The sequence below is a fragment of the Nocardia sp. NPDC050717 genome, assembly GCF_040654275.1.
Taxonomy (GTDB): Bacteria; Actinomycetota; Actinomycetes; order Mycobacteriales; family Mycobacteriaceae; genus Nocardia.
In genome coordinates, this window is record NZ_JBFAHR010000001.1 from 408,407 (window position 1) to 434,337 (window position 25,931).

The following is a 25,931-nucleotide window of genomic DNA, read 5'->3' on the forward strand; positions in this document are numbered from 1 at the left end:
ACGGCCCGCATGCGATTAGAGTTCATGGCATGCGGATCCCCTCGGCGATCATCACCGGCATGGCCCTGGTCGTCATGCTGACGTCGTGCGGATCGGGGGGCGACTCCGATACGCCGGCCGGACCGGGCAAACCACCACCGAAGGTGGCCTCGCTGGGGCCGTTCGTCGGCGAGTGCGGCCACGTCACCGACGACGAGGTGCGCACCCTGGCCGGGCTGGGGCAGATCTCGCGGGTCTACAAGAACGCCACCGGCTGCAACTGGCAGGCGGCCGGATTGTCCTCGCCCAGCGTGACGTTCGCCTCCTATCGGGGCAGCCCGATCGAGCGGGAGAAGGCCTGGGTCTCCAGCGTGGGCCGCAACCCGCAGACCATCGACGTCGGCGGCAAGCCCGGCTTCGAGGCGCTCGATCCCCAGGGGACGGTGTGCGACTTCGCCGTGCAGCTCGACGACGACTTCTTCGAATGGTCGATCTCCACCGGCGTGTTCGCCACCGCGGGCAACCCGTGCGAGAAGACCAGGAAGCTGGCCGAGCTCACCGTGGGACGGCTCGGATGAGCGCGCGCCGGATCGTGGTCGCGGCCTCGGCGGCCCTGCTGCTCACCGCGACGCTGGCCGGGTGCGGCGAGAAGGTGCAGGGCAACGCGCAGCCGCTGGGCAGCGGTGGCGGCGGTGAGTCGATCAACACCGACTTCGACAAGCTGCTGCGCGAATGCGACGTGGTCGCCACCGACAAGATCGGCGAGATCATCGGCAACGCCACCTTCGTCAACACCTCCTTCAGCGGCGCGGTGTGCATGTGGGACATCGAGGACGCACCGGGCGGCGGGGCCATGGCCACCCTGAACTGGTACGAGATGGGTACGCTGAACAACGAGAAGGCGACCAACGACAAGTTGGGCTACCTCACCGGCGACATCACGGTGCAGGGCCGCAGGGCCCTGCAGGTGCGCAGGCCGGGCGACAACGACTCCTGCGGCGTCACCGCGCCCGCTGCCGATGTCGGCGTCGTCGGCTGGTGGATCAACTACCGGCCCGGCTCGGCACACCCCGACCCGTGCGTGGGCGCCCAGAAGCTGGTGGAGCTGACCCTGGATCTGGCCCGGTAGAAGCCTTGACGCACGACCCCGCTTTGACCCCGGTTCGGGCGGGCGCGTATCGTGGATCGCTGTGCCCGGATTGCTACGGGCAAGTTCGTGCGTGAACGTAGGCCAGCGAGAGCGGCCGGTACGTTCCAGCGTGCCCGGAAAAAGGGCCCTGAGCTGCGCGCGACACGCCCGACCGCGGGTCAAGCGAAACACGGTCGGACGTGCGAGTGAAAGCTCGATGAACTGAAGACACGTTCCGACAGCCGCAATAACCGATAAGGAAAGCCGGTCTATGCCAACCATCAACCAGCTGGTCCGCAAGGGTCGCCGCGACAAGGTCTCCAAGACCAAGACCGCGGCCCTGAAGGGGAGCCCGCAGCGTCGTGGCGTGTGCACTCGCGTGTACACCACGACCCCGAAGAAGCCGAACTCCGCGCTCCGTAAGGTCGCGCGTGTTCGCCTGACCAGCGCGGTCGAGGTCACGGCTTACATCCCCGGTGAGGGCCACAACCTGCAGGAGCACTCGATGGTGCTCGTGCGTGGCGGTCGTGTGAAGGACCTCCCGGGTGTGCGCTACAAGATCATCCGTGGCTCGCTGGACACCCAGGGTGTGAAGAACCGCAAGCAGGCTCGCAGCCGCTACGGCGCCAAGAAGGAGAAGAGCTGATATGCCACGCAAGGGCCCCGCACCCAAGCGTCCGCTGATCAACGACCCGGTCTACGGGTCGCCGCTGGTCACTCAGCTGGTCAACAAGATCCTGCTGGACGGCAAGAAGTCCACCGCCGAGCGCATCGTCTACGGTGCACTCGAGCAGGCGCGTGAGAAGACCGGCACCGATCCGGTCGTCACCCTCAAGCGCGCGCTGGACAACGTCAAGCCCGCCCTCGAGGTGAAGCCCCGCCGCGTCGGTGGCGCCACCTACCAGGTGCCGGTCGAGGTCCGTCCGGGCCGCGCCAACACCCTGGCGCTGCGCTGGCTGGTCAGCTACTCCCGCGCCCGTCGCGAGAAGACCATGGTCGAGCGTCTCGCCAACGAGCTCCTCGACGCCAGCAACGGCCTCGGCGCTTCGGTGAAGCGTCGCGAGGACACCCACAAGATGGCCGAGTCGAACCGGGCCTTCGCGCACTACCGCTGGTGATTGCCGCCCGGCCCGTCGCTAGTGTCGGCGCCGGAAGGCTTTCAGTCGGGACGCGGCACTTCGGTGCCGCCCCCGGCGTTGACATTGTGACGACCCGAACCAGGGTCGTTCCCGAGAATCCCAACTAGCTAACGAGCGGGGAAGATTTCCGTGGCACAGGACGTGCTCACCGACCTGAACAAGGTCCGCAACATCGGCATCATGGCCCACATCGATGCGGGCAAGACCACCACCACCGAACGCATCCTCTTCTACACGGGTGTCAACTACAAGATCGGTGAGACGCACGACGGCGCGTCGACCACCGACTGGATGGAGCAGGAGCAGGAGCGTGGTATCACCATCACCTCCGCCGCCGTGACCTGCTTCTGGAACCAGAACCAGATCAACATCATCGACACCCCGGGTCACGTGGACTTCACCGTCGAGGTGGAGCGTTCGCTCCGCGTGCTCGACGGCGCCGTCGCCGTCTTCGACGGCAAGGAGGGCGTCGAGCCCCAGTCCGAGCAGGTGTGGCGTCAGGCCGACAAGTACGACGTGCCGCGCATCTGTTTCGTGAACAAGATGGACAAGCTCGGCGCGGACTTCTACTTCACCGTGCAGACCATCAAGGACCGCCTCGGCGCCAAGCCGCTGGTCATCCAGCTGCCGATCGGCGCGGAGGACACCTTCGAGGGCATCGTCGACCTGGTCGAGATGAACGCCAAGGTGTGGACCGGCGAGACCAAGCTGGGCGAGAAGTACGAGGTCCAGGAGATCCCGGCCGACCTCAAGGAGAAGGCCGAGCAGTACCGCCAGGAACTGGTCGAGACCGTCGCCGAGTCGGACGAGGCGCTGCTGGAGAAGTTCTTCGGTGGCGAAGAGCTCACGATCGAGGAGATCAAGGCCGGCATCCGCAAGATGACCGTCGCCTCGGAGCTCTACCCCGTGCTGTGTGGCTCGGCGTTCAAGAACAAGGGCGTGCAGCCCATGCTCGACGCCGTCGTCGACTACCTGCCGTCCCCGCTGGACGTGGAGAACGTCGAGGGCCACGTGCCCGGCAAGGAAGACGAGATCATCACTCGTCAGCCGAGCATCGACGCGCCGTTCTCGGCGCTGGCGTTCAAGATCGCCGTGCACCCGTTCTTCGGTGAGCTCACCTACATCCGCGTGTACTCGGGTTCGGTGGCCTCCGGTGCTCAGGTCGTCAACTCGACCAAGGGCAAGAAGGAGCGTCTGGGCAAGCTGTTCCAGATGCACTCCAACAAGGAGAACCCGGTCCCCGAGGTCACCGCGGGCCACATCTACGCGGTCATCGGCCTGAAGGACACCACCACCGGTGACACCCTCTGCGATCCGCAGAACCAGGTCGTCCTCGAGTCGATGACCTTCCCGGACCCGGTCATCGAGGTCTCCATCGAGCCCAAGACCAAGTCCGACCAGGAGAAGCTCGGCACCGCGATCCAGAAGCTGGCGCGCGAGGATCCGACGTTCTCGGTCAAGCTCGACGCGGAGACCGGCCAGACCGTCATCGGCGGCATGGGCGAGCTCCACCTCGACATCCTCGTCGACCGCATGAAGCGCGAGTTCAAGGTCGAGGCGAACGTCGGCAAGCCGCAGGTGGCCTACCGCGAGACGATCACCAAGCCGGTCGAGAAGCTCGAGTTCACGCACAAGAAGCAGACGGGTGGCTCCGGCCAGTTCGCGAAGGTCATCATCGCGGTCGAGCCCTTCGTCGGCGAAGACGGTGCGCACTACGAGTTCGAGAACAAGGTCTCCGGCGGCCGCGTGCCCCGTGAGTACATCCCTTCGGTCGACGCGGGTGCGCAGGACGCCATGCAGTACGGCGTGCTCGCCGGCTACCCGCTGGTGAACATGAAGGTCATCCTGCTCGACGGCGCGTACCACGACGTCGACTCGTCGGAAATGGCCTTCAAGATCGCGGGCTCGCAGGCCCTCAAGGAAGCGGCCCGCAAGGCCGGTCCGGTGATCCTCGAGCCGCTCATGGCGGTCGAGGTCATCACGCCCGAGGATTACATGGGCGACGTGATCGGCGACCTGAACTCCCGCCGTGGCCAGATCCAGGCCATGGAGGAACGCAGTGGTGCCCGTGTCGTCAAGGCGCTGGTTCCGCTCTCGGAGATGTTCGGCTACATCGGTGACCTGCGGTCGAAGACCCAGGGTCGCGCGAACTACTCCATGGTGTTCGACTCCTACGCTGAGGTTCCGGCCAACGTGTCCAAGGAGATCATCGCCAAGGCGACCGGCGAGTAATTCGCTTGCGGGGGCCAAGTACGCTTGGCCCCGGCAACCGGGCGTCAGCACGACCCCCCTTAATAACCGCACTGCTGCAAAAAAGCACGCACTAACTAGTCCAGGAGGACCACAGTGGCGAAGGCGAAGTTCGAGCGGACGAAGCCCCACGTCAACATCGGCACCATCGGTCACGTCGACCATGGCAAGACCACGCTGACGGCTGCTATCACCAAGGTGCTGGCCGACAAGTACCCGGACCTGAACGAGAGCTTCGCTTTCGACCAGATCGACAAGGCGCCGGAGGAGAAGGCTCGTGGTATCACGATCAACATCTCCCACGTCGAGTACCAGACCGAGAAGCGTCACTACGCGCACGTCGACGCCCCGGGTCACGCCGACTACATCAAGAACATGATCACCGGTGCGGCCCAGATGGACGGCGCCATCCTCGTGGTCGCCGCCACCGACGGCCCGATGCCGCAGACCCGCGAGCACGTGCTGCTCGCCCGTCAGGTCGGCGTGCCCTACATCCTGGTCGCGCTGAACAAGTCGGACATGGTCGACGACGAGGAGATCCTCGAGCTCGTCGAGATGGAGGTCCGCGAGCTGCTGGCTTCGCAGGAGTTCGACGAGGATGCCCCCGTCGTGCGCGTCTCCGGCCTGAAGGCCCTCGAGGGCGACGAGAAGTGGGCCGAGTCGGTCCTCGAGCTCATGGCCGCCGTCGACGAGTCGATCCCGGACCCGGTCCGTGAGACCGAGCTTCCCTTCCTGATGCCGGTCGAGGACGTCTTCACGATCACCGGTCGTGGCACCGTCGTCACCGGTCGTGTCGAGCGCGGCATCATCAACGTGAACGAGGAAGTCGAGATCGTCGGCATCCGTCCGGACAAGACCAAGACCACGGTCACCGGTATCGAGATGTTCCGCAAGCTGCTCGACCAGGGCCAGGCGGGCGACAACGTCGGTCTGCTGGTTCGTGGCATCAAGCGCGAAGATGTCGAGCGTGGCCAGGTCGTCGTGAAGCCGGGCACCACCACCCCGCACACCGAGTTCGAGGGCCAGGCGTACATCCTGTCGAAGGACGAGGGCGGCCGCCACACCCCGTTCTTCAACAACTACCGTCCGCAGTTCTACTTCCGTACGACTGACGTGACGGGCGTTGTGACCCTGCCCGAGGGCACCGAGATGGTCATGCCCGGTGACAACACCGAGATGTCCGTCAAGCTGATCCAGCCGGTCGCCATGGACGAGGGCCTGCGTTTCGCGATCCGTGAGGGTGGCCGCACCGTCGGTGCCGGTCGCGTCACCAAGATCGTCAAGTGATTCGCTGAATCTCTGACACCGTAACGGCGTCGCTCCTCCGGGAGCGGCGCCGTTCGGCGTTTCCGGGGTCCGCCATGACCTCCGAGGTCATCGCGCAGCGGCCGGGGCATGGGTAGCGTTCGGCGGGTAGGTGTGCAGGTCGGATCGGAGGCGGCGTGGGTGTTGTGCAGGGGTTCGAGGTCACCGAAGGGGTGCTGGGGCACGGCATGCCGTACCTGGCGTTCGGTGCGGGGCGACCGCTGGTGTTCCTGCGATGGTTCACTCCGGATCACGCGAATCCGAAGGGGTGGATGCGGAAGTCGGAGGTGAAGACCCTGGCGCCGCTGGCCGGGCACTTCCGGGTGTACGCGGTGAATCGGGCGCCGGGGATGGCGGTGGGGACGACCATGGCCGATATCGCGCGCGAGCACGCGGAGGCGCTGGCGGCCGAGTTCGGGGCGCCGGTGGACGTGCTCGGGATCTCCTCGGGTGGGTCGCTGGCCCTGCAGCTGGCCGCGGATCACCCGGAGGTCGTGCGCAGGCTGGTGATCGCGTCGTCGGGGTATCGGCTCGAGGACGCCGCGCGGGCATCGCAGATGAAATACGCGACGGCGGTGGCGGATGGGCGGCGCGGGCTGCACCACATGGTGACGCAGGGGATCGAGTCACCGCTGAAGGCGCGGCTGGTCGGTGCCGTGGCCTGGCTCGCCGACCCGCTGGTGCGGCCGAAGAATCCGGCCGACACCCTCGCCTTCGTCCGCGCCGAGGACGCGTTCGACCTCGACGGCAGGCTCGCCGACATCACGGCCCCGACCCTGGTGGTCGGCGGCGACCGCGACGAGTTCTACTCCGTCGACACCTTCCGGCACACCGCCGACGGCATCCCCGGCGCCCGCCTGGTCGTCTACCCGGACACCTCGCACCTCGGCGCGGTCAAACACCCGCGCTTCGCGCCCGAGGTCACCGCGTTTCTCGACGAGCAGGCCGACTGACGCGCGTCGAGGATCCGGCTACGCTCACCGCCTGCCGCCCGCACGACGGCAGCGCGCGCACCACCGGCCGTGTCAGGCCGGAGTGAGCCGAACGCGGACGGTGACCCGTCCGCCGTCACGGTGGGTGACCGCGTGACCGGCGTGGTCGACACCGGCGATGCGCAGGGTGACCGGACCGCCCTCGCCGAGGAAGTTGCGCCACCACTTCTTCTTGTCCGGCATGGCCACCCCGATGACGTACTCGTCGTCGCGGCGCACATAGTTGACCGGGGTGCTGAAGGTGCGGCCCGACCGGCGACCGGTGTAGCTGATCTGCGCGAAGGCCTTGCCGAGCAGCTTGCCGACGATCGGCGCCTCGGCCAGCGCGACGACGCCGGCATTGGCGCCCCGTACGCCGCGGCGCAACAACGATTCCCGACTCATGGGCTTTCTCCTGCCTGTGGAAGAACGAGCACGTGCCGCCCACGGTACCGAGCGACCCTGGCAGAGCGCTGAGAGCTGTTGGCGCCCAGCTCGATACGCGGTCAGCGGATCTTGGCCCCGTACACGCGGTCGACGGCCAGCGCCATCAGGACGCGACGGTCGGAGACCATGACCTCGCGATACTCCTGCCAGTCGGGATGCTCGCCCGCGGCCGCGCGGTAGTAGTCGACGAGGGCCTCGACTTCGGGGCCGTTCGGGTCGGTGCCGGGGCCGGTGAGGGTGACGCTGCCCTCGGCGGTCGCCCAGGACCAGCCGTCCGGCGCGGTCACCTCGAGCGCGGCCCTGGGGTCGCGGCGCAGGTTGACGGTCTTGGCGCGGCCCTCGGTCATCGACACGTAGACGATCCCGGCCGCGCGGTCGTAGTACGGGGTGACGGGGGACAGCTGGGGCAGGCCGTCGGACTTGATGGTGGCGAGCACCCCGAGCTTCGCCGTTTCGAGCAGGTCGTGTGGATCGAACGCCGCTGTCATCGGTGCGGTCTCCTCTGTGTGCCGGACGCTGATCGGGGACACGAACCATCCCCTCGTCGTGACGAACCGCCGTCCTCCCGGATTTATGCCCCCGCCGGAAAATCCGTCGACAGCGCGGAGGCGGTGCGCGTAGAACTTGTCGCATGGTTACGGCACGTCCGCAGTCGCGGTTCTAGCTCGCATCGGGTCCTCGGGCGCCGACGCGGCGCCGCGTGATCCGACGCCCGTGCCGTCTTCGGAACGCCCTACCGGCGAGCGTCGATCCATCGACGCGACCAGCTGGGGGATTCCCATCATGACCAGACCACGCACCGACCTCACCCGCCTGCGCAATGTCGGCATCGCCGCCCACATCGACGCGGGCAAGACCACCACCACCGAACGCATCCTGTTCTACACCGGTGTCACGCGCACCCTCGGCGAGGTGGACGAGGGTACCGCCGCCATGGACCGGATGATCCAGGAGCGCGAGCACGGCATCACGATCGCGGCGGTGGCCACCACCTGCACGTGGCGTGACCACGAGATCACCATCATCGACACGCCGGGCCACGTCGACTTCACCGCCGAGGTGGAGCGCTCGCTGCGGGTGCTCGACGGCGCGGTCGCCGTGTTCGATGCCAAGGAGGGCGTCGAGCCGCAGTCGGAGCAGGTGTGGCGGCAGGCCGACAACTACGGCGTGCCGCGGATCTGCTTCGTGAACAAGATGGACAAGCTCGGCGCGGACTTCGCGTTCACCGTGCGGACCATCGCGGAGCGACTCGGCGTGCGGCCGCTGGTGATCCAGTTGCCCATCGGCGCCGAGCGCGAGTTCGAGGGCGTCGTCGACCTGGTCGAGATGAACGCCAAGGTGTGGCGGGGCGACACCGGCGACGGTGCGCGCTACGAGGTGGTGGCGATCCCGGATGCTCTGCGCGTCAAGGCCGAACAGCATCGCGAGGCGCTGGTGGCCGTGCTCGCCGAGGCCGACGAGGAGCTCCAGGACCGCTACCTGCGCGGCCGGGAGATCCCCGTCGACCTGCTGAAGGCGGCCATCCGCACGATGACCGTCGATGCCAGGGCCTATCCGGTGCTGTGTGGTTCGGCGCTGGCGAACATCGGCGTGCAGCCGCTGCTGGACGCTGTCGTCGACTATCTGCCCTCGCCGGTGGATGTGGTTGCCGTGCACGGCTTCTCGCTGGCGGGTGAGCCGATCGAGCGGGCGCCGGAGATCGCGGAGCCCTTCGCGGCGCTGGCCTGCAAGGTCGCGGCGCACCCGTTCTTCGGCTCCCTCGTGTACCTGCGGGTCTACTCCGGTCGGATCGAACCCGGTGCGGTGGTGCTGAATTCGATGAACGGACGAAAGGAGAAGCTGGGCAAGCTGTTCCAGATGCATTCGAGCACGGAGATCCCCGTGGAGCGCGTAGGGGCCGGGCAGATCTGTGCCGTGATCGGCCTGAAGCGGACGCGCACCGGCGACACCCTGTGCGATCCGGCCCAGCCGATCGTGTTGGAGCCGATGAGCTTCCCCGACCCGGTCCTCGCGGTCTCGATCGCCCCGCGGACCCGCGCCGACCAGGACAAGCTGGGCCTCGCCCTGGCTCGCCTGGCCGAGGAGGATCCGACGTTCACCGTGCGGGTCGACGCCGAGACCGGTCAGACGGTGGTCGGCGGCATGGGTGAGCTGCATCTGGAGATCCTGGTCGACCGGATGCGCAGGGAGTTCCGGGTCGAGGCCGAGATCGGCGCGCCACGGGTGGCCTATCGCGAAACCGTCACCGCCGCGGTGGATCTGCTCGAGTACACCCACCGCAAGCAGGTGGGTGGGCGCGGGCAGTTCGCGAAGGTGACGGTCGCGCTGGCGCCGCACGTGGCCGCCGACGGCGCGAGCTACGCGTTCGAGAGCCGGGTGAGCGGCGGGCGGGTGCCGCGGGAGTACGTTCCCGCGGTCGACGCGGGCGCGCGGGACGCGTTGTGTGTCGGCCCGCTGGCCGGGTTCCCGGTCGTGGACGTGAAGGTGACGCTGCTCGACGGCGCCGCCCACGTCCAGGACTCCTCGGAGCTCGCGTTCCGGCTCGCGGGCGCGGCGGCGGTACGCGCCGCTGTCGCGACGGCGAAGCCGGTGCTGCTCGAGCCGGTGATGGCCGTCAAGGTCGTCACGCCGCAGGAGCATCTCGGCGAGGTGATCGGCGACCTCAATGCTCGGCACGGGCGGGTCAACGGTCTCACCGAGCGCCGCGGCGCCCAGGTCGTCCACGCCCTGGTGCCGCTGCGGGAGATGTCCGGCTACATCGGGAACCTGCGGTCCCTGACCCACGGCCGAGGCTATTTCTTCATGACGTTCGACTCCTACGGCCCGGTCCCGCCCGCGCTCGTGGAGTCGATCATCGCGGGCGGCTGAGGTCGTTTCCGGTGGCGTCGCATCCCGGCGCCACCGGAATCCGCGGCGGGTGGATGGAGTGGGCGGTTCGTTTCGCGAGCGACCGGCGCCGGGTCAGGAGGGAGCGTCCGAGTTCGACCGGTCGCCCGGTGCGGTCGTCGGTGCGTCGGTGCCGGTGAGCAGGCGCAGGGCGTCGGCGGAGGCGGCGTCGCGGGGTGTGTAGACCTCGAGGCGGTGGTCGGGGCTGTCGGGTTGCAGCCACACCTGGTAGTCGACGTCGACCCGGCCGACGGTGGGATGGCGCAGGTCCATCGGGCCGACGGTGCAGTCGGCGACGTCGCCGGTCGCCCACAGGGTGGCGAATTCGCTACTGCGCATGGCCAATTCGCCGATCAGCTCCGCGAGATGCGCGTCATCGGGGTAGCGGCCCGCGGTGAGCCGCAGGTAGGCGACGTGAATGCGGGCCAGCTCGGTCCAGTTGCGGTACAGATCGCGGGTGAGCGGATCGAGGAAGAACAGGCGCGGGATCGACGGCCGGCGCTCGGCATCCTCGGGCGCCGCGAAGTCGAGATGTTCGGCGATCAGGGCGTGCCCTGGCCGGTTCCAGGCGAGCACGTCACCGCGGCGGCCGAGGACGACGGCGGGCATGGTGTCGCCGAGCGAGCTGAGCAGGGTGAGCACCCGCGGGTGCGGCTGCTCCGGTTCGCCCCGGACCAGCCGCGTCACGGCGCCGCGGCCCGCGAGATTGCGCAGGTGCGTGGTCTCGGCCGGGTCGAGTTGCAGCACGCGGGCGAGGGCATCGATGACCTGCGGCGACGCGGTGCCCGCCTGGTCCTGTTCGAGCCGGGTGTAGTACCCGGGACTCACGCCGGCGAGCTGGGCGAGTTCCTCCCGGCGTAGGCCGGGCACCCGGCGGGTGACCCCGAAGGTCTTCAGACCGATCCGTTCGGGGGTGATCCGATCGCGCCGGTTCTTGAGGAACGTGCCGAGGGTCTCCAACTCCATGCCCTCGATCGTAGGGACCGCGCGCGGGGCGAGGGTATCCCCGCGAGGTATACCCGCGGCAGGGGTCTGGTCGGCCGGGCCGCGCGGTTCGAGGGTTGGGGTCATGAATCGACTCCAGACGACGTCCACCGAGCTGCGGGCCTGGCTCGGACTCCTGGTCGTGCTCGGGCCCGTCCTGCTCGTCGCGATGGACGGCTCGGTGCTGTTCCTCGCCATGCCCGCCGTCACCGCCGCGCTCGCGCCCACCGCCGACCAATCCCTGTGGATCCTGGACAGTTACGGCTTCGCCGTCGGCTCGCTGCTCATCGCCTTCGGCACCATCGGCGACCGGTACGGCCGCAAGCGGCTGCTGCTGATCGGCACGGCCCTGTTCGGTCTCGGCTCGGTGGGCGCGGCGTTCGCGCCGAGTCCCGAACTGCTCATCGCCTTCCGGGTGCTGATGGGTGTCGCGGGCGCCACGCTGCTGCCCTCAGCGCTGGCGGTGCTCGGCACCCTGTTCACCGATCCGCGCCGGCGGGCGCAGGCCATCGGGATCTTCGCGGCCACCTTCGCCGCCGGCTTCGCCATCGGGCCCGTTGTCGCGGGGCAGCTGCTCAGCCGGTTCTGGTGGGGTTCGGTGCTGTTGATCAACGCACCGGTGGTGCTGTTGTTCCTGGTGTTCGCGCCGATTCTGCTCGGCGAGGTGCGCGCCGAAGGTGTCGGTCGCATCGACGCGGCCAGTGTGCTCACCTCGGCGGCCGGCCTGCTCGCGGTGATGTACGCGGTGAAGCACACCGCGGCGGCGGGGTTCTCGGTGGCCTCGGTGGTGATCGGGCTCGGCGGCGTCGCGCTGCTCGGCTGGTTCGGTCGCAGGCAGGGGCGTATCGAGAACCCGCTCATCGACTTCGGGTTGTTCCGCAATCGGGTGTTCGCCGTCGCCATCGTCACCGGTTTCCTGCCGCTGGCCGCCTGGTCGGCGACGGCCTACCTGGCCGGGACGTACCTGCAGTCGGTGCTCGGTCTCTCCGTTTCCGACGCTGCGCTGCTCGCTGTTCCCGGCGCGCTGGTCCTCACGGTGGCCGCGGTCGTCACCCCGGCGATCGTGACCAGGATCGGGCGCTCGGCCGCGCTGATCACCGCGCACTTCAGCATCGCCATCGGCCTGTTCCTGCTCCTGCCGACCGGCCAGGACGGCGGGATCGGCTGGTACGTGGCCGCGACCGCCGTGGCGGGGATCGGCTACGGCATCTCGTTCAGCGTGGTGGCCGACATCGCGGTCGCCGCCGTCCCGCCGGCACGCGCCGGTTCGGCGGCCGCGCTCGCCGAGACCGGCAACGAACTCGGCAATGCCCTCGGCATCGCGCTGTTCGGTTCGCTCGCCGCGGTGCTCTTCCGCCTGAACGGCCCCGACCTCGCACCGACCCTCGGCGAGACCCTGAGCCTGCCCGGGCTCGTCCCCTCGGTGCTCGAGGACGCACGTGCGGCGTTCGTCGACGGACTGCATGTGGTCGCGCTGGTCGCAGGCGCCCTGCACGCGATCCTGGGCGTGATCGCGCTGCGCGTTCTGCGGGATGGTGCTGTCGCCGTAAGTGATTCGGCGGATGCTGAGCGCGAGCGTCGATCGCCGCGAGGTGATGAGGGTGCCTTTGTGAGCGGTTCGGCGGGTGTTGAGCGCGAGCGCCGATCGTCGCGGGGTGAAGATGGCGCCTTTGTCAGCGGTTCGGTGAGGGTGGCGGAGACCGCTCCGTTCTCGACGCCCTGGTGAAGTCGTGGCCGGTGACGACGCAGTGGCAGTGGCAGTTCGCCGGGTGATCCGCGGCGATGATGTGGCAGCCGTGAGCAATTCACCGAACGCGACCCGAGGCGGTGATCACTGCGCGGGGACGCTGCCGTGGTCGCTATCTCTCCTGGGGGTGCCCACCACGGCGACGTGGGCACAGTCGTCACTTCTCGGCGTGACGACCGTGCCACGGCCTTTGGCGACGCTGTCGCCGAGATCTCAGGGGATCGGTCTACTCGAGGAACGGTGTTCGACCGAGGACACACGAGGTGTGCGGGGCGGGGACCTCCAAGTCGATGAGGTAGCGCTCGCGGAGGGTGGTGACGCAGTCGCCGGTCGGCTGGTGGCCGTAGCCGTCCGTGACGACGACCAGGCGAGCGGTGCCCATCGCGGATGCGGCGCGGCGGGCCGAATCCACCGGGGTGGCCGGGTCGAAGCGGTTGTTGATCAGCAGGGCCGGGGTGGTGGAGTGCTGGGTCCACGGGCCTGGGTAGCGCTGGGGATAGCCGTCGCCGGGGGCCGGCCAGGCGGCGCAGGGCTGGCGCAGGTAGAGCCAGAACGGCCCGAATACCGGTGCGTTAGTTCCGGATTCGCGGGCGAACTCCGGCCAGCGGTGCGGCTCGCGCGGGAAGGTGTTGTCCGCGCACGACATAGCCACGAACGAGGCGAGGAACTCGGGGCTCATCTCGGCGGCCGCGAGAACCTCGCGTACCAGTTCGGGCGACCCGGCCGGGCCTCGCTCCAACTCGGCGAGCAGCGCGGCCAGCGCCGGCCAGCCGCGATCCGGGTCGTACAGCAGGGTGGCGTACGCCTGAACGATCTCGCCGTACGTCACCGCCACGGCGCCGACACCCTCACCGACCCGGATCGGCGCACCGGCAGCCCGTGCCAGCAGCGCGATATCGCGTGCGGCAACCTCCTCGGCCGATTCGCAGTGTTTCAGCCCGGCCGCCGTGCACTGTTCGGCCGGCTCACCCGTGCCGGCGCAGGCCTGTGGCTCGGCTGTGGTGCACTGTTCGGCCGGCTCACCCGTGCCGGCGCAGGCCCGTGGCTCGGCAGTGACGCACTGTTCGGCGGCACCCGCGAAGGCGCAGCGCTGGGGTCCGGCGGCGGCGCACGAGCGGAGGAACTCGGTGCGGACCTCCTCGGTGCCGAGGGCGGTCGTGTCGATGTGTGCGCGGGTGTCGGTGGTGTAGGCGGCGGGGTCGACGATCGAGGAAAGAGCCAGTGCGCGGACCCGGTCGGGGAAAAGGGAGCCGTAGACGATGGCGAGATAACTCGCGTAGGAACCGCCCTCGAAGGTGAGCTGTTCGGCGCCGACCGCGCGGCGCAGGAGGTCGAGGTCGCGGGCCGCGTCCACGGTGGTCAGGTGGGCGAGCAGCTCGCCGCTGTGCTCGGCGCATCCCGCCGCGAGTGCTCGGCTGCTGTCTTCGGCTGCCCGGCGCTGCGCATCGTCGACGGGCGGGACGGTCATGCCGCGCCAGAAGTCGGCGGCTGCGGCCGAGTCCGGGAAGCAGCGCACCGGCGCGCTGCGGCCGACACCGCGCTGATCGAAGGTGACCACGTCGAAGCGTCTGCTCAGCTCACCGGGGAACATCTCGCCCCCGGCGGCCCAGTCGATCCCGGAACCTCCGGGCCCGCCCGCCGCGGTGAACAGGGTCCCGATACGACGGCCTGGGTCGCGGGCGGGCTGACGGATCACCGCGAGCTCGAGCGTCGGTCCGTCCGGGCGGGCGTAGTCCAGCGGCACCGGCACGCGGGCGCACTCGTAGCGGCGCAATTCCGCCTCAGCGCACGGCGCCCACGATGGTCGCGGTGTCGGCACGGCGTCGACCTGTGCGACCAGGTCCGCGACCGGCGGCCGCGGCCCATCGGTCGCCGCGCAGCCGGTCGCGACCAGGCACAGCGCGGCGAGGACGGCACCGGCGAAGGGCTTCATCGACATACGAATGATGCTGTCGCCGAAGGCGCTCGCCGTCGTCCCCCGATCGGTGGACCCGGCACCCGGAGATCGATCAGGGTCAACCGAGCTGGGTCATTCCGGCCGCCACGACCTGGGCGACGTCGAGCAGGTCCTCGGAACTGGGGAACGGGATACCGTCCAGCGCCTGCAGGCGATCGGTGCTGGCGATGGCGAACATGGCCGAGACCCAGGCCGCCGCGCAGGCGTGCAGGGTGCTCGGGCGGATCGGGGTGGGCACACTGGCCTGCAGGACCCGCGCGGTGGCGTCGAGCAGCTGGTCGCGCAGGCCGCGCAGCCTGCGCCGCACATCGGGATGGGTGTCGGCCTCGCGCCACATGATCACCCGCAGCACCGAGGAATGGTTGTCGCGCAGGTTGATCGCGGTGTCGAGGTTGACCAGGCTCGCGGCCGGATCACCGGGCGCCACCACCGCGGCGATGTCGTCGATCGGTTGATCCGGCACCCGCTCGCGCATGAGCGCGGACAGGATCGCGTTCTTGGTGGGGAAGTAGTAGAAGACCAGCCCCTTGGGCACCCCGGCGGCCGCGGCCAGCGCCGCGGTGGGGGTGGCGTCGAAACCCTGCGCGGCGAACAGGTTCTCGGCGGCATCCAGAATGAGTTGCCGGGCGTCGCCATCGCGTCTCGCGTCGCGGCGCCCGGCGCGTCGGCCCGGCATCAGTGATGCGGAGCCATCTTGTGCAGGCGCTCGTTCATCGCGGGCAGCGCGGCGACCGCCACCACCGCCGTGACCACGCCGACGACCCAGGCGGTCCAGGACGCGCCGCGGAAGGCGGTGAAGTCCATCGCCCACGGTGAGATGAACAGCAGCACGCCGAACAGGCCCATCGCGTAGTCGGCGCTGGACATGCTCGCCCTCGCCATCTGGATCAACCCGGTCGCGGCGATGAGAACGCCGAGCACGATGAGGCTCCAGCGGGCGTTGTCATTGGTGTCGACCCACAGGGGTGACAACGCGGTGAATGCGCCGAGCACAACGGCGAGTAAATCCTGTGCGCGGCTGTCGGTGAACATGGGGGATGCCTCCTCGATGAGACGAAAAATACTGCTGACCTCGGTCTACTCCTGATTGACCGCCCGGTCGACATCGGAATCGGCACGGTTGGGTTGCGACGTGGGTATCACTCGTGGCCGGGCGCACTGGTACAAACATCTGGGGGCCGTAGTGGCCCCCGACACAGAGACACAGCATGGGCGGCCGGTCGCCGGCGGCGATGGCTCGCGCGAGCTCGGACGACCCCGCACATGCCGAGAGGACACACGTATGAGCGCGCCCATCGTGATCGTCGGAGCGGGCCTGGCGGGCCTGCGCACGGCGGAGGAGCTTCGCCGAGCCGGGTACGAAGGCGGCGTCGTGCTGCTGGGCGACGAGTCGCGCCCGCCCTACGACCGCCCGCCGCTGTCGAAGCAGTTCGTCCGCGGCGAGACCGACGACACCACGCTGCGCCCGCCGGAGTTCTTCGCGGAGAAGAACATCGAGCTGCGCCTCGGCACCGCCGTCACCGGCGTCGACACCGCCGCGCGCACGATCGCCCTGGCCGACGGTTCCACGCTGGCCTACGACCAGCTGATCATCGCGACCGGTCTGCGGCCGCGCAGACTCCCCGGGCTGCCCGAGGTCGCCGGTCTGCACGTGCTGCGCGCCCACGAGGACGCCGAGACCCTGCGCGCCGAACTCGACGGCGCGGGCCGCGCGCTGATCATCGGCGCGGGTTTCATCGGCTGTGAGCTGGCCGCCAGCTTCCGGGCCGCCGGGATCGCGGTCAGCATGATCGAGCCGCAGCCGACGCCGCTGGCCTCGGTGCTCGGCGAGCGCATCGGTGGCCTGGTGGCCCGGATGCACCGCGACGAAGGGGTCGACCTGCGCTGCGGCGTCGGCGTCGACACCTTGCGCGCCGACGATGCCGGGCATGTGCGCGGCGCGCTGCTCACCGACGGCACCGAGATCGACGCCGACCTGGTGGTCCTCGGGGTCGGCTCGGTCCCGGTCACCGACTGGCTGGCCGGTTCCGGCATCGAACTGGCCGAACCGGCCGACGGCGGCGGTGTGCTCGCCGACGAGGTCGGCCGCACCTCGGCCGAGGGCGTGTGGGCGGTCGGCGACGTCGCCGCCTGGCAGCACGACAGCGGCGAGCGCAAGCGCGTCGAGCACTGGACCAGCGCGGGCGAGCAGGCCAAGCTGCTGGTCACCGCGCTGCTCGGCGGCGCGGCCCCGACCGCGGCCAGGGTGCCGTACTTCTGGAGCGACCAGTACGACGTCAAGATCCAGGCCCTCGGGACCCCCTCGCCCACCGACGACGTCACCGTGGTCACCGACGACGGCCGCAAGTTCCTGGCCTACTACTCCCGCGACGGCATCCTCACCGCCGTCCTCGGCGCCGGTCTGACCGGCCAGGTGATGAAGCTGCGCGCCAAACTGGCCACCGAGACCCCCGTCGCCGACCTCCTCGCCGCGGCGGGCTGACCCCTGCGGCCTGGCCCCGCTCGTTCGACCGCGGGCGAGGCTCGGTGGTGACGGCGGCAGGTTCGCCCGCGCGCGGGCGGGGCGGTGCGTCACGTGGCGATGTGGGCGGGGCCGGGGTGTTCGTCGGGCTGTAATACGGTGGACGGCGTGATCGTCGCGCTTATCGATTCCGGCCTCGGCCTGCTGCCGACGGCCGCCTGGTTGCGCAAGCTGCGGCCCGACGCGGATCTGCTGCTGCTGCTCGACCCCGATGGCGCGCCGTGGGGGCCCAAGCCGGAGGACTGGGTGGTCGACCGGGTGCTGGGGGCGGCGCGACAGGCGCTCGAACTCGGCGCCGAAGTGATTGTGCTGCCCTGCAATACGGCCAGCGTGACCGCGCTCGCGCAGGTGCGTGCCGAGGTGGGTGAGTCGGTGCCGGTGATCGGGACCGTGCCCGCGATCAAGCCCGCGGCGGCGCAGTGCCGGTCGGTGGCGGTCTGGGCGACGGCCGCGACCACGGCCAGCCGCTACCAGGCCGACCTGATCGCCCGCTTCGCCGGTGACGCGAAGGTCGTCGGCGTGGCCTGCCACGGCTTGGCCGACGCCATCGACCGCGGCGACCTGCCCGCCATCACCGACTCCATCGCCGACGCGGCCGCCCGCACCCCCGCCGACGTCGAGGGCGTGGTCCTCGGCTGCACGCACTATCCACTGGTCATCGATGCCATCGTCGCGGCACTGCCCGACGGCGTGCGCCTGTTCGACAGCGCTCAGGCGGTCGCCGCCCAGACGATCCGCAAGATGGACGAACTCGGCCGCCCCACCACGGGTACCGGCACGGTCACGGTCCGCACCAGCGGCAGGCCGGGGGACCTGCCCGCCAGCGCCGCGACATTCGACTCCGGCCGCCTCCTCGGCGCCACCGCCCGATAGCCCCACAGCGGCCAGGCACCGCTTGCAGCGCGACCGAGGCCGTGCGGCCGCGTCCGCCTGGAACTCGTCGACGCGGGCCCGCGCACGCACGTGCCCGGCAGGTCCGGGTCGATCCGGTGAGGGCCGTGTGACCGCATCCGCCGGGGACCCCGTCGACGCCGGCCCCGCACACACGAGTGCGACAGGGCCGGGCAGACCCGGCGCGTGCCATGCGACCCGCATCCGTCGGTACCGCGGTGTTGAATGACACTGCCAGTGCAACTCGTCGATCGGAGGTAGGGCAGTGACCGGGGAACCCACTGCCGCGCAGGTGCGTGCGGCACTCGCCGAACACGCCGACCCGGCCGACGCGATCCATCTACAACGGTTCTTCAAGACCGGCCCCGGTGAATACGGCGAAGGCGATGTCTTCCTCGGTGTCCGCGTGCCCGCCACGCGCAGAGTTGCCAAGCGGTTCACCACCCTGCCGCTGAAGCAGATCGGCGACCTGCTCGACAGCCCGGTCCACGAGGAGCGCCTGGCCGCGCTGTTCATCCTGAACGCCCGCTTCGCCGCCGCGTCGAAGCCGCGCACCAGGGACGAGCGGGCGCGCGCGGAGATGGTGGAGTTCTATCTCGACGCGGTGCGCCGCGGCCGGGTGAACAACTGGGACCTGGTGGATTCCTCCGCCGAGCACGTCGTGGGGGCCTGGCTGCTGGACAAGGACCGCGCGCTGTTGTTCGAACTGGCGCAGCGGGATTCGCTGTGGGAGCGCAGGGTCGCGCTGCTGTCCACCTTCGCCTTCATCAAGGCGGGCGATCCGAGCACGACGCTGGAACTGGCCCTGCTGCTGCTCGACGACCGCCGCGACCTGATCCAGAAGGCACTCGGCTGGATGCTGCGCGAGATCGGCAAGCGCGACGACCCGACGCTGCTCACCGACTTCCTCGACGCGCACGCGCCCGAGCTGGGCCGCACCGCCCTGAGCTACGCCGTCGAACAGCTCACCCCGGAGCAGCGCACCGCCTATCGGGCGATGCGCTGAACCCCGCTCAGAACTGGATCTTCAGGCGATCGGTGACCGGCCGCGCCTGGCAGCCGAGGATGTAGCCGTTCTCGATGTCCTCGGGGTCGAGGATCTCGGCGTTCTCCATCTCGACCTTGCCCTCGAGCACGGTGCACGCGCACGATCCGCACTCGCCCTCCTGGCAGGAGTAGGGCACGTCGAGGCCCTTGTCGAGCATGATGTCGACGAGGGTCTGCTTGCGCGGCCACGACAGCTCGTGCACCTGGCCGTCGAGTTCCACCTCGACGGTGGCGGCGTCGGCGGCCTCCTCGTCGCTGATCTCCACCGGCGCGTGATCGGCGAACGGGTCGCCTGCCAGGGAGTTGAACACTTCGGCGTGGGTGCGGTTGCGCGGCACCTCGAGGGTGGCCAGCGCGTCGTGCACCAGGTCCATGAACGGCTTGGGGCCGCACATGAACGCCTCGAACGAGGAGTAGGGGCGCACCAGGGTGGCCAGCATGTCGGCGGTCGGCAGGCCGAGCAGCGGTTCGAGCCAGTGGATGACACTGAGCCGCTGGGGATGCTTGGCCACCAGTTCGCGCAGTTCCTCGGCGAAGATCACCGAGCCCGCGTCGCGGTTGGCGTAGACGAGCACGATCTTGCCCGAGCCCTGCGACAGCGCCGACTTCAGGATCGACATCACCGGCGTGATCCCGCTGCCCGCGCCGAACAGCAGCAGGTCCTCGTCCAGGTTCTTCGGGGTGAACACGCCCGACGGCGGCAACACCTCGATCTGGTCGCCCGCGGAGATGTTGTCGCACAGCCAGTTCGAGCCGTAGCCGCCCTCGGTGCGCTTGACCGTCACCTTGGGCAGGTCGTCGGTGAACGGCGAGCTGGCCAGTGAGTAGCAGCGGGCGACCGAGCCGGTCTGGTCGCTCGGGATGCGCAGGGTCAGGAACTGGCCCGGCGTGTACTTCATGCGTTCACGGAGGTCGGCGGGCACCTCGAAGACCACGGAGTGGGTGTCGGCCGTTTCGGCGATCACCGCGGCGACCCGCAGCACCACCGAGCGCGAACCGTGCGGAACCTCGACTGTGGTCATGTCGTCCTCTCGAACAAAACTAGAACGTGTTTCAGTTTCATGCTAGGTCGGGACGCGCCTGCAGGGCAAGCTGTGCCTCGAGTCCGGCGACCAGCACCTCCATCCCGAAGTCGTAGGAGTACTTGCCGCGCAGGTCCGCCATGTACTTCGTGGCCCGTGCCACCGCCTCGGGCAACAGCACGTCAGCGGGGGCGGAACGGTCGCGCGGGTTCACCCGGCTGCGGCCGAACAGGTAGGTGTGGATGGTCGCATACGCGGCCAGCACGTTGCGGTCGCTGAACCCCGCGTCGAACAGGATCTCCATCACAGCGTCGATCAGGTCGAGCTGTTTGCCGAGCATCTGTTCCAGCAGGATGTCGCCGAGGCCGGGATGCCTGCGCAGTCTATCGTCGATCTGATCGATCAGATCGCGCAGGCGCTGCTGCCACGGTCCCGACTCGCGCGCCGGCTTGCGCACCCCGACCAGCGCGGCGCTCGCGACCAGGTCGAGCAGTTCGCGCTTGTCGGCGACGTAGTAGTACGGCGCCATCGGCGAGACGCCGAGCTCACGGGAGAGCCGCCGCATCGACAGCTTCTCCACCCCGTCCTCCCGGACGACGCGCAGCGCCGCCTCGACGATCTCCGATTCCGAGAGGGTGGAATTCGCCCCGCTGCCCGCCCCTGCGTGGTTACGCAACCTCTGCCTCACCTCTACTGCCATCTCAGACCGTGTCGGCCCGGTTCCGTCCTGCTCTGGGCAGTCTAGAGGGGCGGCCGACCCGGGCGGGGCGCTGTGCGCCGCCGGACGCGGGAGAGGGAAATTTTCGATTTCGCCCCTTTATGGCAGTCACTGACGTTATGGTCCGAAGTGACCGGCAACACCATGGAGGTAAGTCATGTCAGAGAACCCCACCCGCGCGACCGTCGAAACCGACGAGAACCTGGTCACCGAGACGCTGATCGAAGAGGTCAGCATCGACGGCATGTGCGGCGTGTACTGACGATGGCGGCAGGCGTGCTCGACCTCGACACCCGCTGGGCCCTGCACCCCAGGGTCTCGCTGCGACCGGAATCCTTCGGTGCGCTGCTGTACCACTTCGGCACTCGCAAGCTCTCGTTCCTCAAGAGCCGCGACCTGGTCGACGTGGTGCAGGCGCTGCCGGCCCACACCTCGGTGCGGGAGGCACTGCGCGCCAAGGGCGTCGGCGTGTCCGACGCGCACATCAAGGCGCTGGCCCAGCTGGCCGACACCGACATGATCGTGCCCGCGCCGGGCCCGGTCACCGAGGCGTCACCACTGCGCATGCCTGCCGCCACCGACACCACCCAGGGCGGCAGGCTGATCGACCGCTTCGAATCGGGGCTGGCCGCGCCGATCTGCCTGACCTGGGAACTCACCTACGCGTGCAACCTGTCGTGCGTGCACTGCCTGTCCTCGTCGGGCCGTCGTGACCCGAACGAGCTGACCACCGAGCAGTGCAAGGCGCTCATCGACGAGTTCGAGCGCATGCAGATCTTCTACGTCAACATCGGCGGCGGCGAGCCGACGGTCCGCCCGGACTTCTGGGAACTGGTCGACTACGCGACCGCCCACCACGTGGGAGTCAAGTTCTCCACCAACGGCGTTCGCATCAACGAGGAGGTCGCCGCCCGGCTGGCCGCCAGCGACTACGTCGACGTGCAGATCTCCCTCGACGGCGCCGACGCCGAGGTCAACGACGCGGTCCGCGGGCCCGGTTCCTACGCCACCGCCATCAAGGCGCTGGAGAACCTGGCGAACGCGGGCTTCTCCGACGCCAAGCTCTCCGTCGTGGCGACCCGCCACAACATCGCCCAGCTCGACGAGTTCAAGGCCATCGCCGACCGCTACGGCGCCACCCTGCGGCTGACCAGGCTGCGGCCGTCCGGTCGCGGCGCCGACGTGTGGGACGAGCTGCACCCGCTGCCCGAGCAGCAGCGCGAGCTCTACGAATGGCTGGTCCGCAACGGCGAGGGCGTGCTCACCGGCGACTCCTTCTTCCACCTGTCCGCCTTCGGTTCGGCGCTGCCCGGCCTGAACATGTGCGGCGCGGGCCGGGTCGTGTGCCTGGTCGACCCGGTGGGCGACGTCTACGCCTGCCCGTTCGCCATCCACGACCGGTTCAAGGCCGGAAACATCGTCGCCGACGGTGGTTTCGACGCGGTGTGGACGAACTCGGAGCTGTTCGCCGAACTGCGCGAGCCGGTCGACGGCGGCGCGTGCACCAAGTGCTCGCACTACGACGCCTGCCGCGGCGGCTGCATGGCGGCCAAGTTCTTCACCGGACTGCCCGCCAACGGCCCCGACCCGGAGTGCGTACAGGGCTACGGCGAGGCCGCGCTGGCCATGCCGGGGCGCACGATTCCCCGCCCGGCGGTGGACCATTCGCGGCCGGTGCGGGCGCGCAATCGCGTGTCGCTGCCGCTGACCGTGAAGCGGGCGCCCGCGAAGGCGTGCAACGAGAGTCCGCTCGGGTAGGCCGAGCCGGTTGCCGAAAGTGCGCTGCCGATCTTGTTGACGCGTCCGGTTACCGGTCAGAGCGGCATTTCTAGCGGACTTTCCTCCTTTTTTGTGGGGTGATGATGTCTGCGAGCGCGAGTGCGAATAGCATGCGAGGAATGCGCCATGATCGTCTGCCCGACGGCTTCGGGGTACGGATCGATCCACGGGTACGCGCATTTTCCGGGGGCCGGATCCTGATCGGCGGATCCCCCGCGCGGATGCTGCGCCTGGCCCCGGAGGCCGCCGAACTCATCGGCGACGGGTACCTGGAGGTGACCGATACCAAGTCCGCGATCGTCGCGCGGCGCCTGCTGGATTCGGGCGTCGCGAACCCGCGGCCGCGGCTGTTGCCCTCGCTCGACGACGTCACCGTTGTCATCCCGCTGTACAACAACGCCGACGGGCTGATGCGGCTGCTCGCCACCCTGCGCGGGCACAACGTGATCGTCGTCGACGACGGCTCCGACGAGCCGGTGCGGATCCCGCCCAGGCAGGGCCGCGGACAGGTGACGGTGCTGCGGCACGACACCCCGCTCGGCCCCGCCGCCGCCCGCAACGCCGGATTGCGGGCGGCGACAACGGGCTTCGTCGCCTTCCTCGACTCCGACGTGGTGCCGCGCAGCGGCTGGCTCGAGGTGATGCTCGGGCATTTCAGCGACCCGCAGGTCGCGCTGGTCGCGCCGCGCATCGTCGCGCTCGACAAGGAGTCCAACGCGCTGGCCCGCTACGAACACACGCGGTCCTCGCTGGATCTGGGCAGGCGCGAATCGGCCGTGCACGCGCGCGGGGTGGTCTCGTACGTGCCGAGCGCGGCGCTGCTCGCGCGGCGCGCGGCACTGCAGGGCGAGGGCGGTTTCGACGAGTCGATGCAGGTGGCCGAGGACGTCGACCTGTGCTGGCGGCTGGAACGGGCGGGCTGGCGGCTGCGCTACGAACCGGCCGCGCACGTCGCCCACGACCACCGGGTGGCCTTCCGCGCCTGGTTCGGCCGAAAGCTGTTCTACGGCACCGGCGCCGCGCCGCTGGGCAAGCGGCACGGTGGCATGGTCTCGCCGCTGTCGGTGCCGACCTGGACCGTGCTGGCGAGCCTGCTGTTCGCGACGCTGTCCAAGTGGGGTCTGCTCGGCGGGCTGGTCACCCTGGCCACGGCGCTGGTGCGGATGCGGCGGGTGTTCGCCGAACTCGACAACCCGACCCGCATCGCGGCGGTGTATCTCGCGCGCGGCTACTTCGCCGGAATGTGGCGGCTGGCTTCGGCGATGTGCCGGGACTACTGGCCGGTGACGCTGCTCGCGGTGCTCGCCTCGCGGCGGATCAGGAAGATCGCCGTCACCATGGCCCTTGCCGACGGACTGGCCGACTGGTTCACCCACCGCGATTCCGGCGGCCTCGACCCGCTGCGCTACGTCGCCTACAAGCGGATCGACGACATCGCCTACGGCAGCGGCCTGTGGCTCGGCGTGCTCAGGGCGCGCAGTTTCGAGGCGCTCAAGCCGAACGTGCCGCCGCGCTGAGTTCCCCGCGGTGACCAGCACGCTCGTCGTCGGCGCCGGGTCGGCCGGGTGCGTGGTCGCGGCCCGGCTCAGCGCCGACCCGGCCCACACGGTCCTGGTGCTGGAGGCAGGACCGGTCTGGGCGTCGGTCGCGCGGATCCCGGCGCCGCTGCTCGACCCCGGCCACCTGCCGGTCGGCCCGGAGTCCCCGGTGGTCTGGCGGTACCCGGGAAACCTGGTGCGCGGCAAGCTGATCGGCGGATCCGGTGCCGTGAACGGCAGCTACTTCATCCGCCCACCCGCCGCCGACTTCGCGGCGTGGAGCGCCGCCGCCGACAGCCCGCTCTGGTCGTACGAGGCGGTCCTGCCGTTCTTCGCCGCCCTGGAGACCGACCGTGATTTCGGGGCCGAGCCTGGCCACGGCACCCACGGACCGGTCCCGGTCGAGCGCACCGCCGATCCGGCACCGGTCAGCCGCGCGTTCGCCGACTCCTGCGCGGAAGCGGGTTTCGCGGAGATCGCCGACCTCAACGGGGTTTCCGCTGGTATGGGTCCGTCACATGGATGCGAGGTGCGCGCCGAGCCGCCCGCGCGCGAGGTGGGTCGAGAATTCGGTGCAGCGCCCCCGGAATGGGTGGGGCGTCGTGCCGGTGGCCCATCGACGCCGGGAGCGGGTATCGGTGTCGCTCGCGCGGATGGTTTCGGTCGAGTGCCGCTGGCCGTCGCGGGCGGGCGACGGGCCGGGCCCGCACTCACGCATCTCTATCCCGCCATGGCCCGGTCCAACTTGACCGTGACCGGCGGGACGACGGTGACGCGGCTTCTGCTGCGCGGTTCGCGCGTCGTCGGTGTCGAATGGTCGCGGGGGAGGGAACGGGGGACGACCTTCGCCGACGACGTGATCGTCTGCGCGGGCGCTGTGGAATCCGCGGCGCTGCTGATGCGGTCCGGGATCGGCCCCGAACCGCTGCTGCGTTCGCTCGGCCTTCCCGTGGTCGAGCCCGCGCCGGTCGGCGCCTGGTGCACCGACCATCCGGAGATCGGCATCGAATACCCGGGACCAGCACCGGGCCGGTCGACGGTCGCGCTCGAATACGTCCTGGAGCTGGACGATCTCGAGCTGCGTCCGTACACCGCGATGTTCACCCCGGGCCTGCGCAGGCTGGGCGTCGCGCTGATGACGCCGGACGCACCAGGACAACTGACCCTGGTCTCGGCGGACCCAGCGGTCCCGGCCCGGATCGATCAGGGCTACCTCAGGGCCGCACGGGACCGGGGCCGGCTTCGCGCCGGTGTCCGGACCGCGGCCGAACTCCTGCGTCTACCGCTCGGCGAGATCGACGACGACTGGCTGCGCGCCCATTTGGGGACCTCCCAACACCTTTCGGGCACCTGCCGGATGGGCCCCGCCGACGACCCGCGTGCCGTGGTGGACGCGGGTGGCCGGGTGCACGGCATCGAGGGCCTGACGATCGCCGATCTGTCCGTGCTCCCGGTGCCGATCCGGCGCGGTCCACAGGCCGCGGTGCTGCTGCTGGCTGCGGTGATAGCCGAGCGGCATGCGGTGTGACGACGTGACATCTGCTACCACAATGTGACCTGCCGGACAAACCCGCACTTCTGGGGAGTCGCCCGATAACTCACCGGTACAGTTTGTAGCGGG

The 25,931-nt window shown here is 69.6% G+C and carries 24 protein-coding genes; 16 read left to right on the forward strand and 8 right to left on the reverse strand.

Annotated features, from left to right (window positions below; all coding sequences use genetic code 11):
* The first annotated feature begins 29 nt into the window (after window positions 1-29).
* From AB0H56_RS02105 to AB0H56_RS02135, 7 genes are all read left to right on the forward strand, one after another.
* The gene (locus tag AB0H56_RS02105; RefSeq protein WP_357156195.1) at window positions 30-557 is read left to right on the forward strand and encodes a DUF3558 domain-containing protein; all 528 of its coding nucleotides are present in this window, start codon (window positions 30-32) and stop codon (window positions 555-557) included.
* The gene (locus tag AB0H56_RS02110) at window positions 554-1,108 is read left to right on the forward strand and encodes a DUF3558 domain-containing protein (protein ID WP_357156196.1); all 555 of its coding nucleotides are present in this window, start codon (window positions 554-556) and stop codon (window positions 1,106-1,108) included. Before AB0H56_RS02105 ends, AB0H56_RS02110 begins: the two co-directional genes overlap by 4 nt.
* A gap of 271 nt (window positions 1,109-1,379) precedes the next feature.
* Window positions 1,380-1,754: a 30S ribosomal protein S12 gene (gene rpsL / locus AB0H56_RS02115; RefSeq protein WP_019049359.1), complete on the forward strand. Its 375-nt coding sequence runs from the start codon at window positions 1,380-1,382 to the stop codon at window positions 1,752-1,754.
* A gap of 1 nt (window position 1,755) precedes the next feature.
* Window positions 1,756-2,226: a 30S ribosomal protein S7 gene (gene rpsG / locus AB0H56_RS02120; protein ID WP_019049358.1), complete on the forward strand. Its 471-nt coding sequence runs from the start codon at window positions 1,756-1,758 to the stop codon at window positions 2,224-2,226.
* A 150-nt stretch (window positions 2,227-2,376) separates the two neighbouring features.
* Complete coding sequence (fusA, locus tag AB0H56_RS02125) at window positions 2,377-4,479, forward strand: elongation factor G (protein ID WP_110039283.1); 2,103 nt, start codon at window positions 2,377-2,379, stop codon at window positions 4,477-4,479.
* 114 nt (window positions 4,480-4,593) lie between these two features.
* On the forward strand, window positions 4,594-5,784 hold the full coding sequence (gene tuf, locus AB0H56_RS02130) for an elongation factor Tu (protein ID WP_110039284.1): 1,191 nt from the start codon (window positions 4,594-4,596) through the stop codon (window positions 5,782-5,784).
* Window positions 5,785-5,939: 155 nt separating this feature from the next.
* Window positions 5,940-6,755 (forward strand): alpha/beta hydrolase, encoded by an 816-nt coding sequence (locus AB0H56_RS02135; protein ID WP_357156198.1) that lies wholly within the window; start codon window positions 5,940-5,942, stop codon window positions 6,753-6,755.
* A 72-nt stretch (window positions 6,756-6,827) separates the two neighbouring features.
* Here AB0H56_RS02135 and AB0H56_RS02140 read toward each other — a convergent pair whose 3' ends face one another.
* The gene (locus AB0H56_RS02140) at window positions 6,828-7,178 is read right to left on the reverse strand and encodes a nitroreductase/quinone reductase family protein (protein WP_357156199.1); all 351 of its coding nucleotides are present in this window, start codon (window positions 7,176-7,178) and stop codon (window positions 6,828-6,830) included.
* 101 nt (window positions 7,179-7,279) lie between these two features.
* A complete protein-coding gene (locus tag AB0H56_RS02145) occupies window positions 7,280-7,708 on the reverse strand; it encodes a PPOX class F420-dependent oxidoreductase (protein WP_357156201.1) in 429 nt (142 codons plus the stop codon).
* A 295-nt stretch (window positions 7,709-8,003) separates the two neighbouring features.
* On the opposite strand from AB0H56_RS02145, the gene fusA (AB0H56_RS02150) reads away from it, so the two are divergent.
* Entirely contained in the window at window positions 8,004-10,088 is a 2,085-nt protein-coding gene (gene fusA / locus AB0H56_RS02150) for an elongation factor G (RefSeq protein WP_357156202.1), read from the forward strand.
* Between the two features lie 93 nt (window positions 10,089-10,181).
* Here fusA (AB0H56_RS02150) and AB0H56_RS02155 read toward each other — a convergent pair whose 3' ends face one another.
* Entirely contained in the window at window positions 10,182-11,072 is an 891-nt protein-coding gene (locus AB0H56_RS02155; protein WP_357156203.1) for a helix-turn-helix transcriptional regulator, read from the reverse strand.
* A gap of 103 nt (window positions 11,073-11,175) precedes the next feature.
* Between AB0H56_RS02155 and AB0H56_RS02160 the strand changes: the two genes are divergently transcribed.
* Complete coding sequence (locus AB0H56_RS02160) at window positions 11,176-12,816, forward strand: MFS transporter (RefSeq protein WP_357156205.1); 1,641 nt, start codon at window positions 11,176-11,178, stop codon at window positions 12,814-12,816.
* Window positions 12,817-13,063: 247 nt separating this feature from the next.
* On the opposite strand, the gene AB0H56_RS02165 is transcribed toward AB0H56_RS02160, so the two are convergent.
* The 3 genes from AB0H56_RS02165 to AB0H56_RS02175 all read right to left on the reverse strand — a co-directional run bounded on the left by AB0H56_RS02165 (window position 13,064) and on the right by AB0H56_RS02175 (window position 15,826).
* Window positions 13,064-14,776, reverse strand: a complete 1,713-nt coding sequence (locus tag AB0H56_RS02165; RefSeq protein ID WP_357156206.1) for an alpha/beta hydrolase — start codon at window positions 14,774-14,776, stop codon at window positions 13,064-13,066.
* A gap of 76 nt (window positions 14,777-14,852) precedes the next feature.
* On the reverse strand, window positions 14,853-15,470 hold the full coding sequence (locus AB0H56_RS02170; protein WP_357156208.1) for a TetR/AcrR family transcriptional regulator: 618 nt from the start codon (window positions 15,468-15,470) through the stop codon (window positions 14,853-14,855).
* Window positions 15,470-15,826 carry an SPW repeat protein gene (locus AB0H56_RS02175; protein WP_110039301.1) on the reverse strand — a complete coding sequence of 119 codons (357 nt, stop codon included), beginning with the start codon at window positions 15,824-15,826 and terminating at the stop codon, window positions 15,470-15,472. Before AB0H56_RS02175 ends, AB0H56_RS02170 begins: the two co-directional genes overlap by 1 nt.
* Window positions 15,827-16,076: 250 nt before the next feature.
* Here AB0H56_RS02175 and AB0H56_RS02180 point away from each other — a divergent pair, with 250 nt between their 5' ends.
* The 3 genes from AB0H56_RS02180 to AB0H56_RS02190 all read left to right on the forward strand — a co-directional run bounded on the left by AB0H56_RS02180 (window position 16,077) and on the right by AB0H56_RS02190 (window position 19,212).
* Complete coding sequence (locus AB0H56_RS02180; protein WP_357156209.1) at window positions 16,077-17,276, forward strand: FAD-dependent oxidoreductase; 1,200 nt, start codon at window positions 16,077-16,079, stop codon at window positions 17,274-17,276.
* A gap of 147 nt (window positions 17,277-17,423) precedes the next feature.
* Window positions 17,424-18,188: an aspartate/glutamate racemase family protein gene (locus tag AB0H56_RS02185; protein ID WP_357156211.1), complete on the forward strand. Its 765-nt coding sequence runs from the start codon at window positions 17,424-17,426 to the stop codon at window positions 18,186-18,188.
* A 283-nt stretch (window positions 18,189-18,471) separates the two neighbouring features.
* Window positions 18,472-19,212: a DNA alkylation repair protein gene (locus tag AB0H56_RS02190; RefSeq protein ID WP_357156212.1), complete on the forward strand. Its 741-nt coding sequence runs from the start codon at window positions 18,472-18,474 to the stop codon at window positions 19,210-19,212.
* A 7-nt stretch (window positions 19,213-19,219) separates the two neighbouring features.
* Here AB0H56_RS02190 and AB0H56_RS02195 read toward each other — a convergent pair whose 3' ends face one another.
* The gene (locus tag AB0H56_RS02195) at window positions 19,220-20,275 is read right to left on the reverse strand and encodes a ferredoxin--NADP reductase (RefSeq protein ID WP_357156214.1); all 1,056 of its coding nucleotides are present in this window, start codon (window positions 20,273-20,275) and stop codon (window positions 19,220-19,222) included.
* Between the two features lie 37 nt (window positions 20,276-20,312).
* The gene (gene mftR2, locus AB0H56_RS02200) at window positions 20,313-20,951 is read right to left on the reverse strand and encodes a mycofactocin system transcriptional regulator MftR2 (RefSeq protein ID WP_233000858.1); all 639 of its coding nucleotides are present in this window, start codon (window positions 20,949-20,951) and stop codon (window positions 20,313-20,315) included.
* Window positions 20,952-21,150: 199 nt separating this feature from the next.
* On the opposite strand from mftR2, the gene mftA reads away from it, so the two are divergent.
* The 4 genes from mftA (at window position 21,151) to AB0H56_RS02220 (ending at window position 25,838) form a co-directional block, all read left to right on the forward strand.
* Complete coding sequence (gene mftA / locus AB0H56_RS02205; protein WP_110039645.1) at window positions 21,151-21,255, forward strand: mycofactocin precursor MftA; 105 nt, start codon at window positions 21,151-21,153, stop codon at window positions 21,253-21,255.
* 2 nt (window positions 21,256-21,257) lie between these two features.
* Entirely contained in the window at window positions 21,258-22,751 is a 1,494-nt protein-coding gene (mftC, locus tag AB0H56_RS02210; RefSeq protein ID WP_357157811.1) for a mycofactocin radical SAM maturase, read from the forward strand.
* Between the two features lie 140 nt (window positions 22,752-22,891).
* Window positions 22,892-24,289, forward strand: a complete 1,398-nt coding sequence (gene mftF / locus AB0H56_RS02215; protein WP_357156215.1) for a mycofactocin biosynthesis glycosyltransferase MftF — start codon at window positions 22,892-22,894, stop codon at window positions 24,287-24,289.
* A gap of 10 nt (window positions 24,290-24,299) precedes the next feature.
* On the forward strand, window positions 24,300-25,838 hold the full coding sequence (locus AB0H56_RS02220) for a GMC family oxidoreductase N-terminal domain-containing protein (RefSeq protein ID WP_357156217.1): 1,539 nt from the start codon (window positions 24,300-24,302) through the stop codon (window positions 25,836-25,838).
* Window positions 25,839-25,931: the final 93 nt, after the last annotated feature.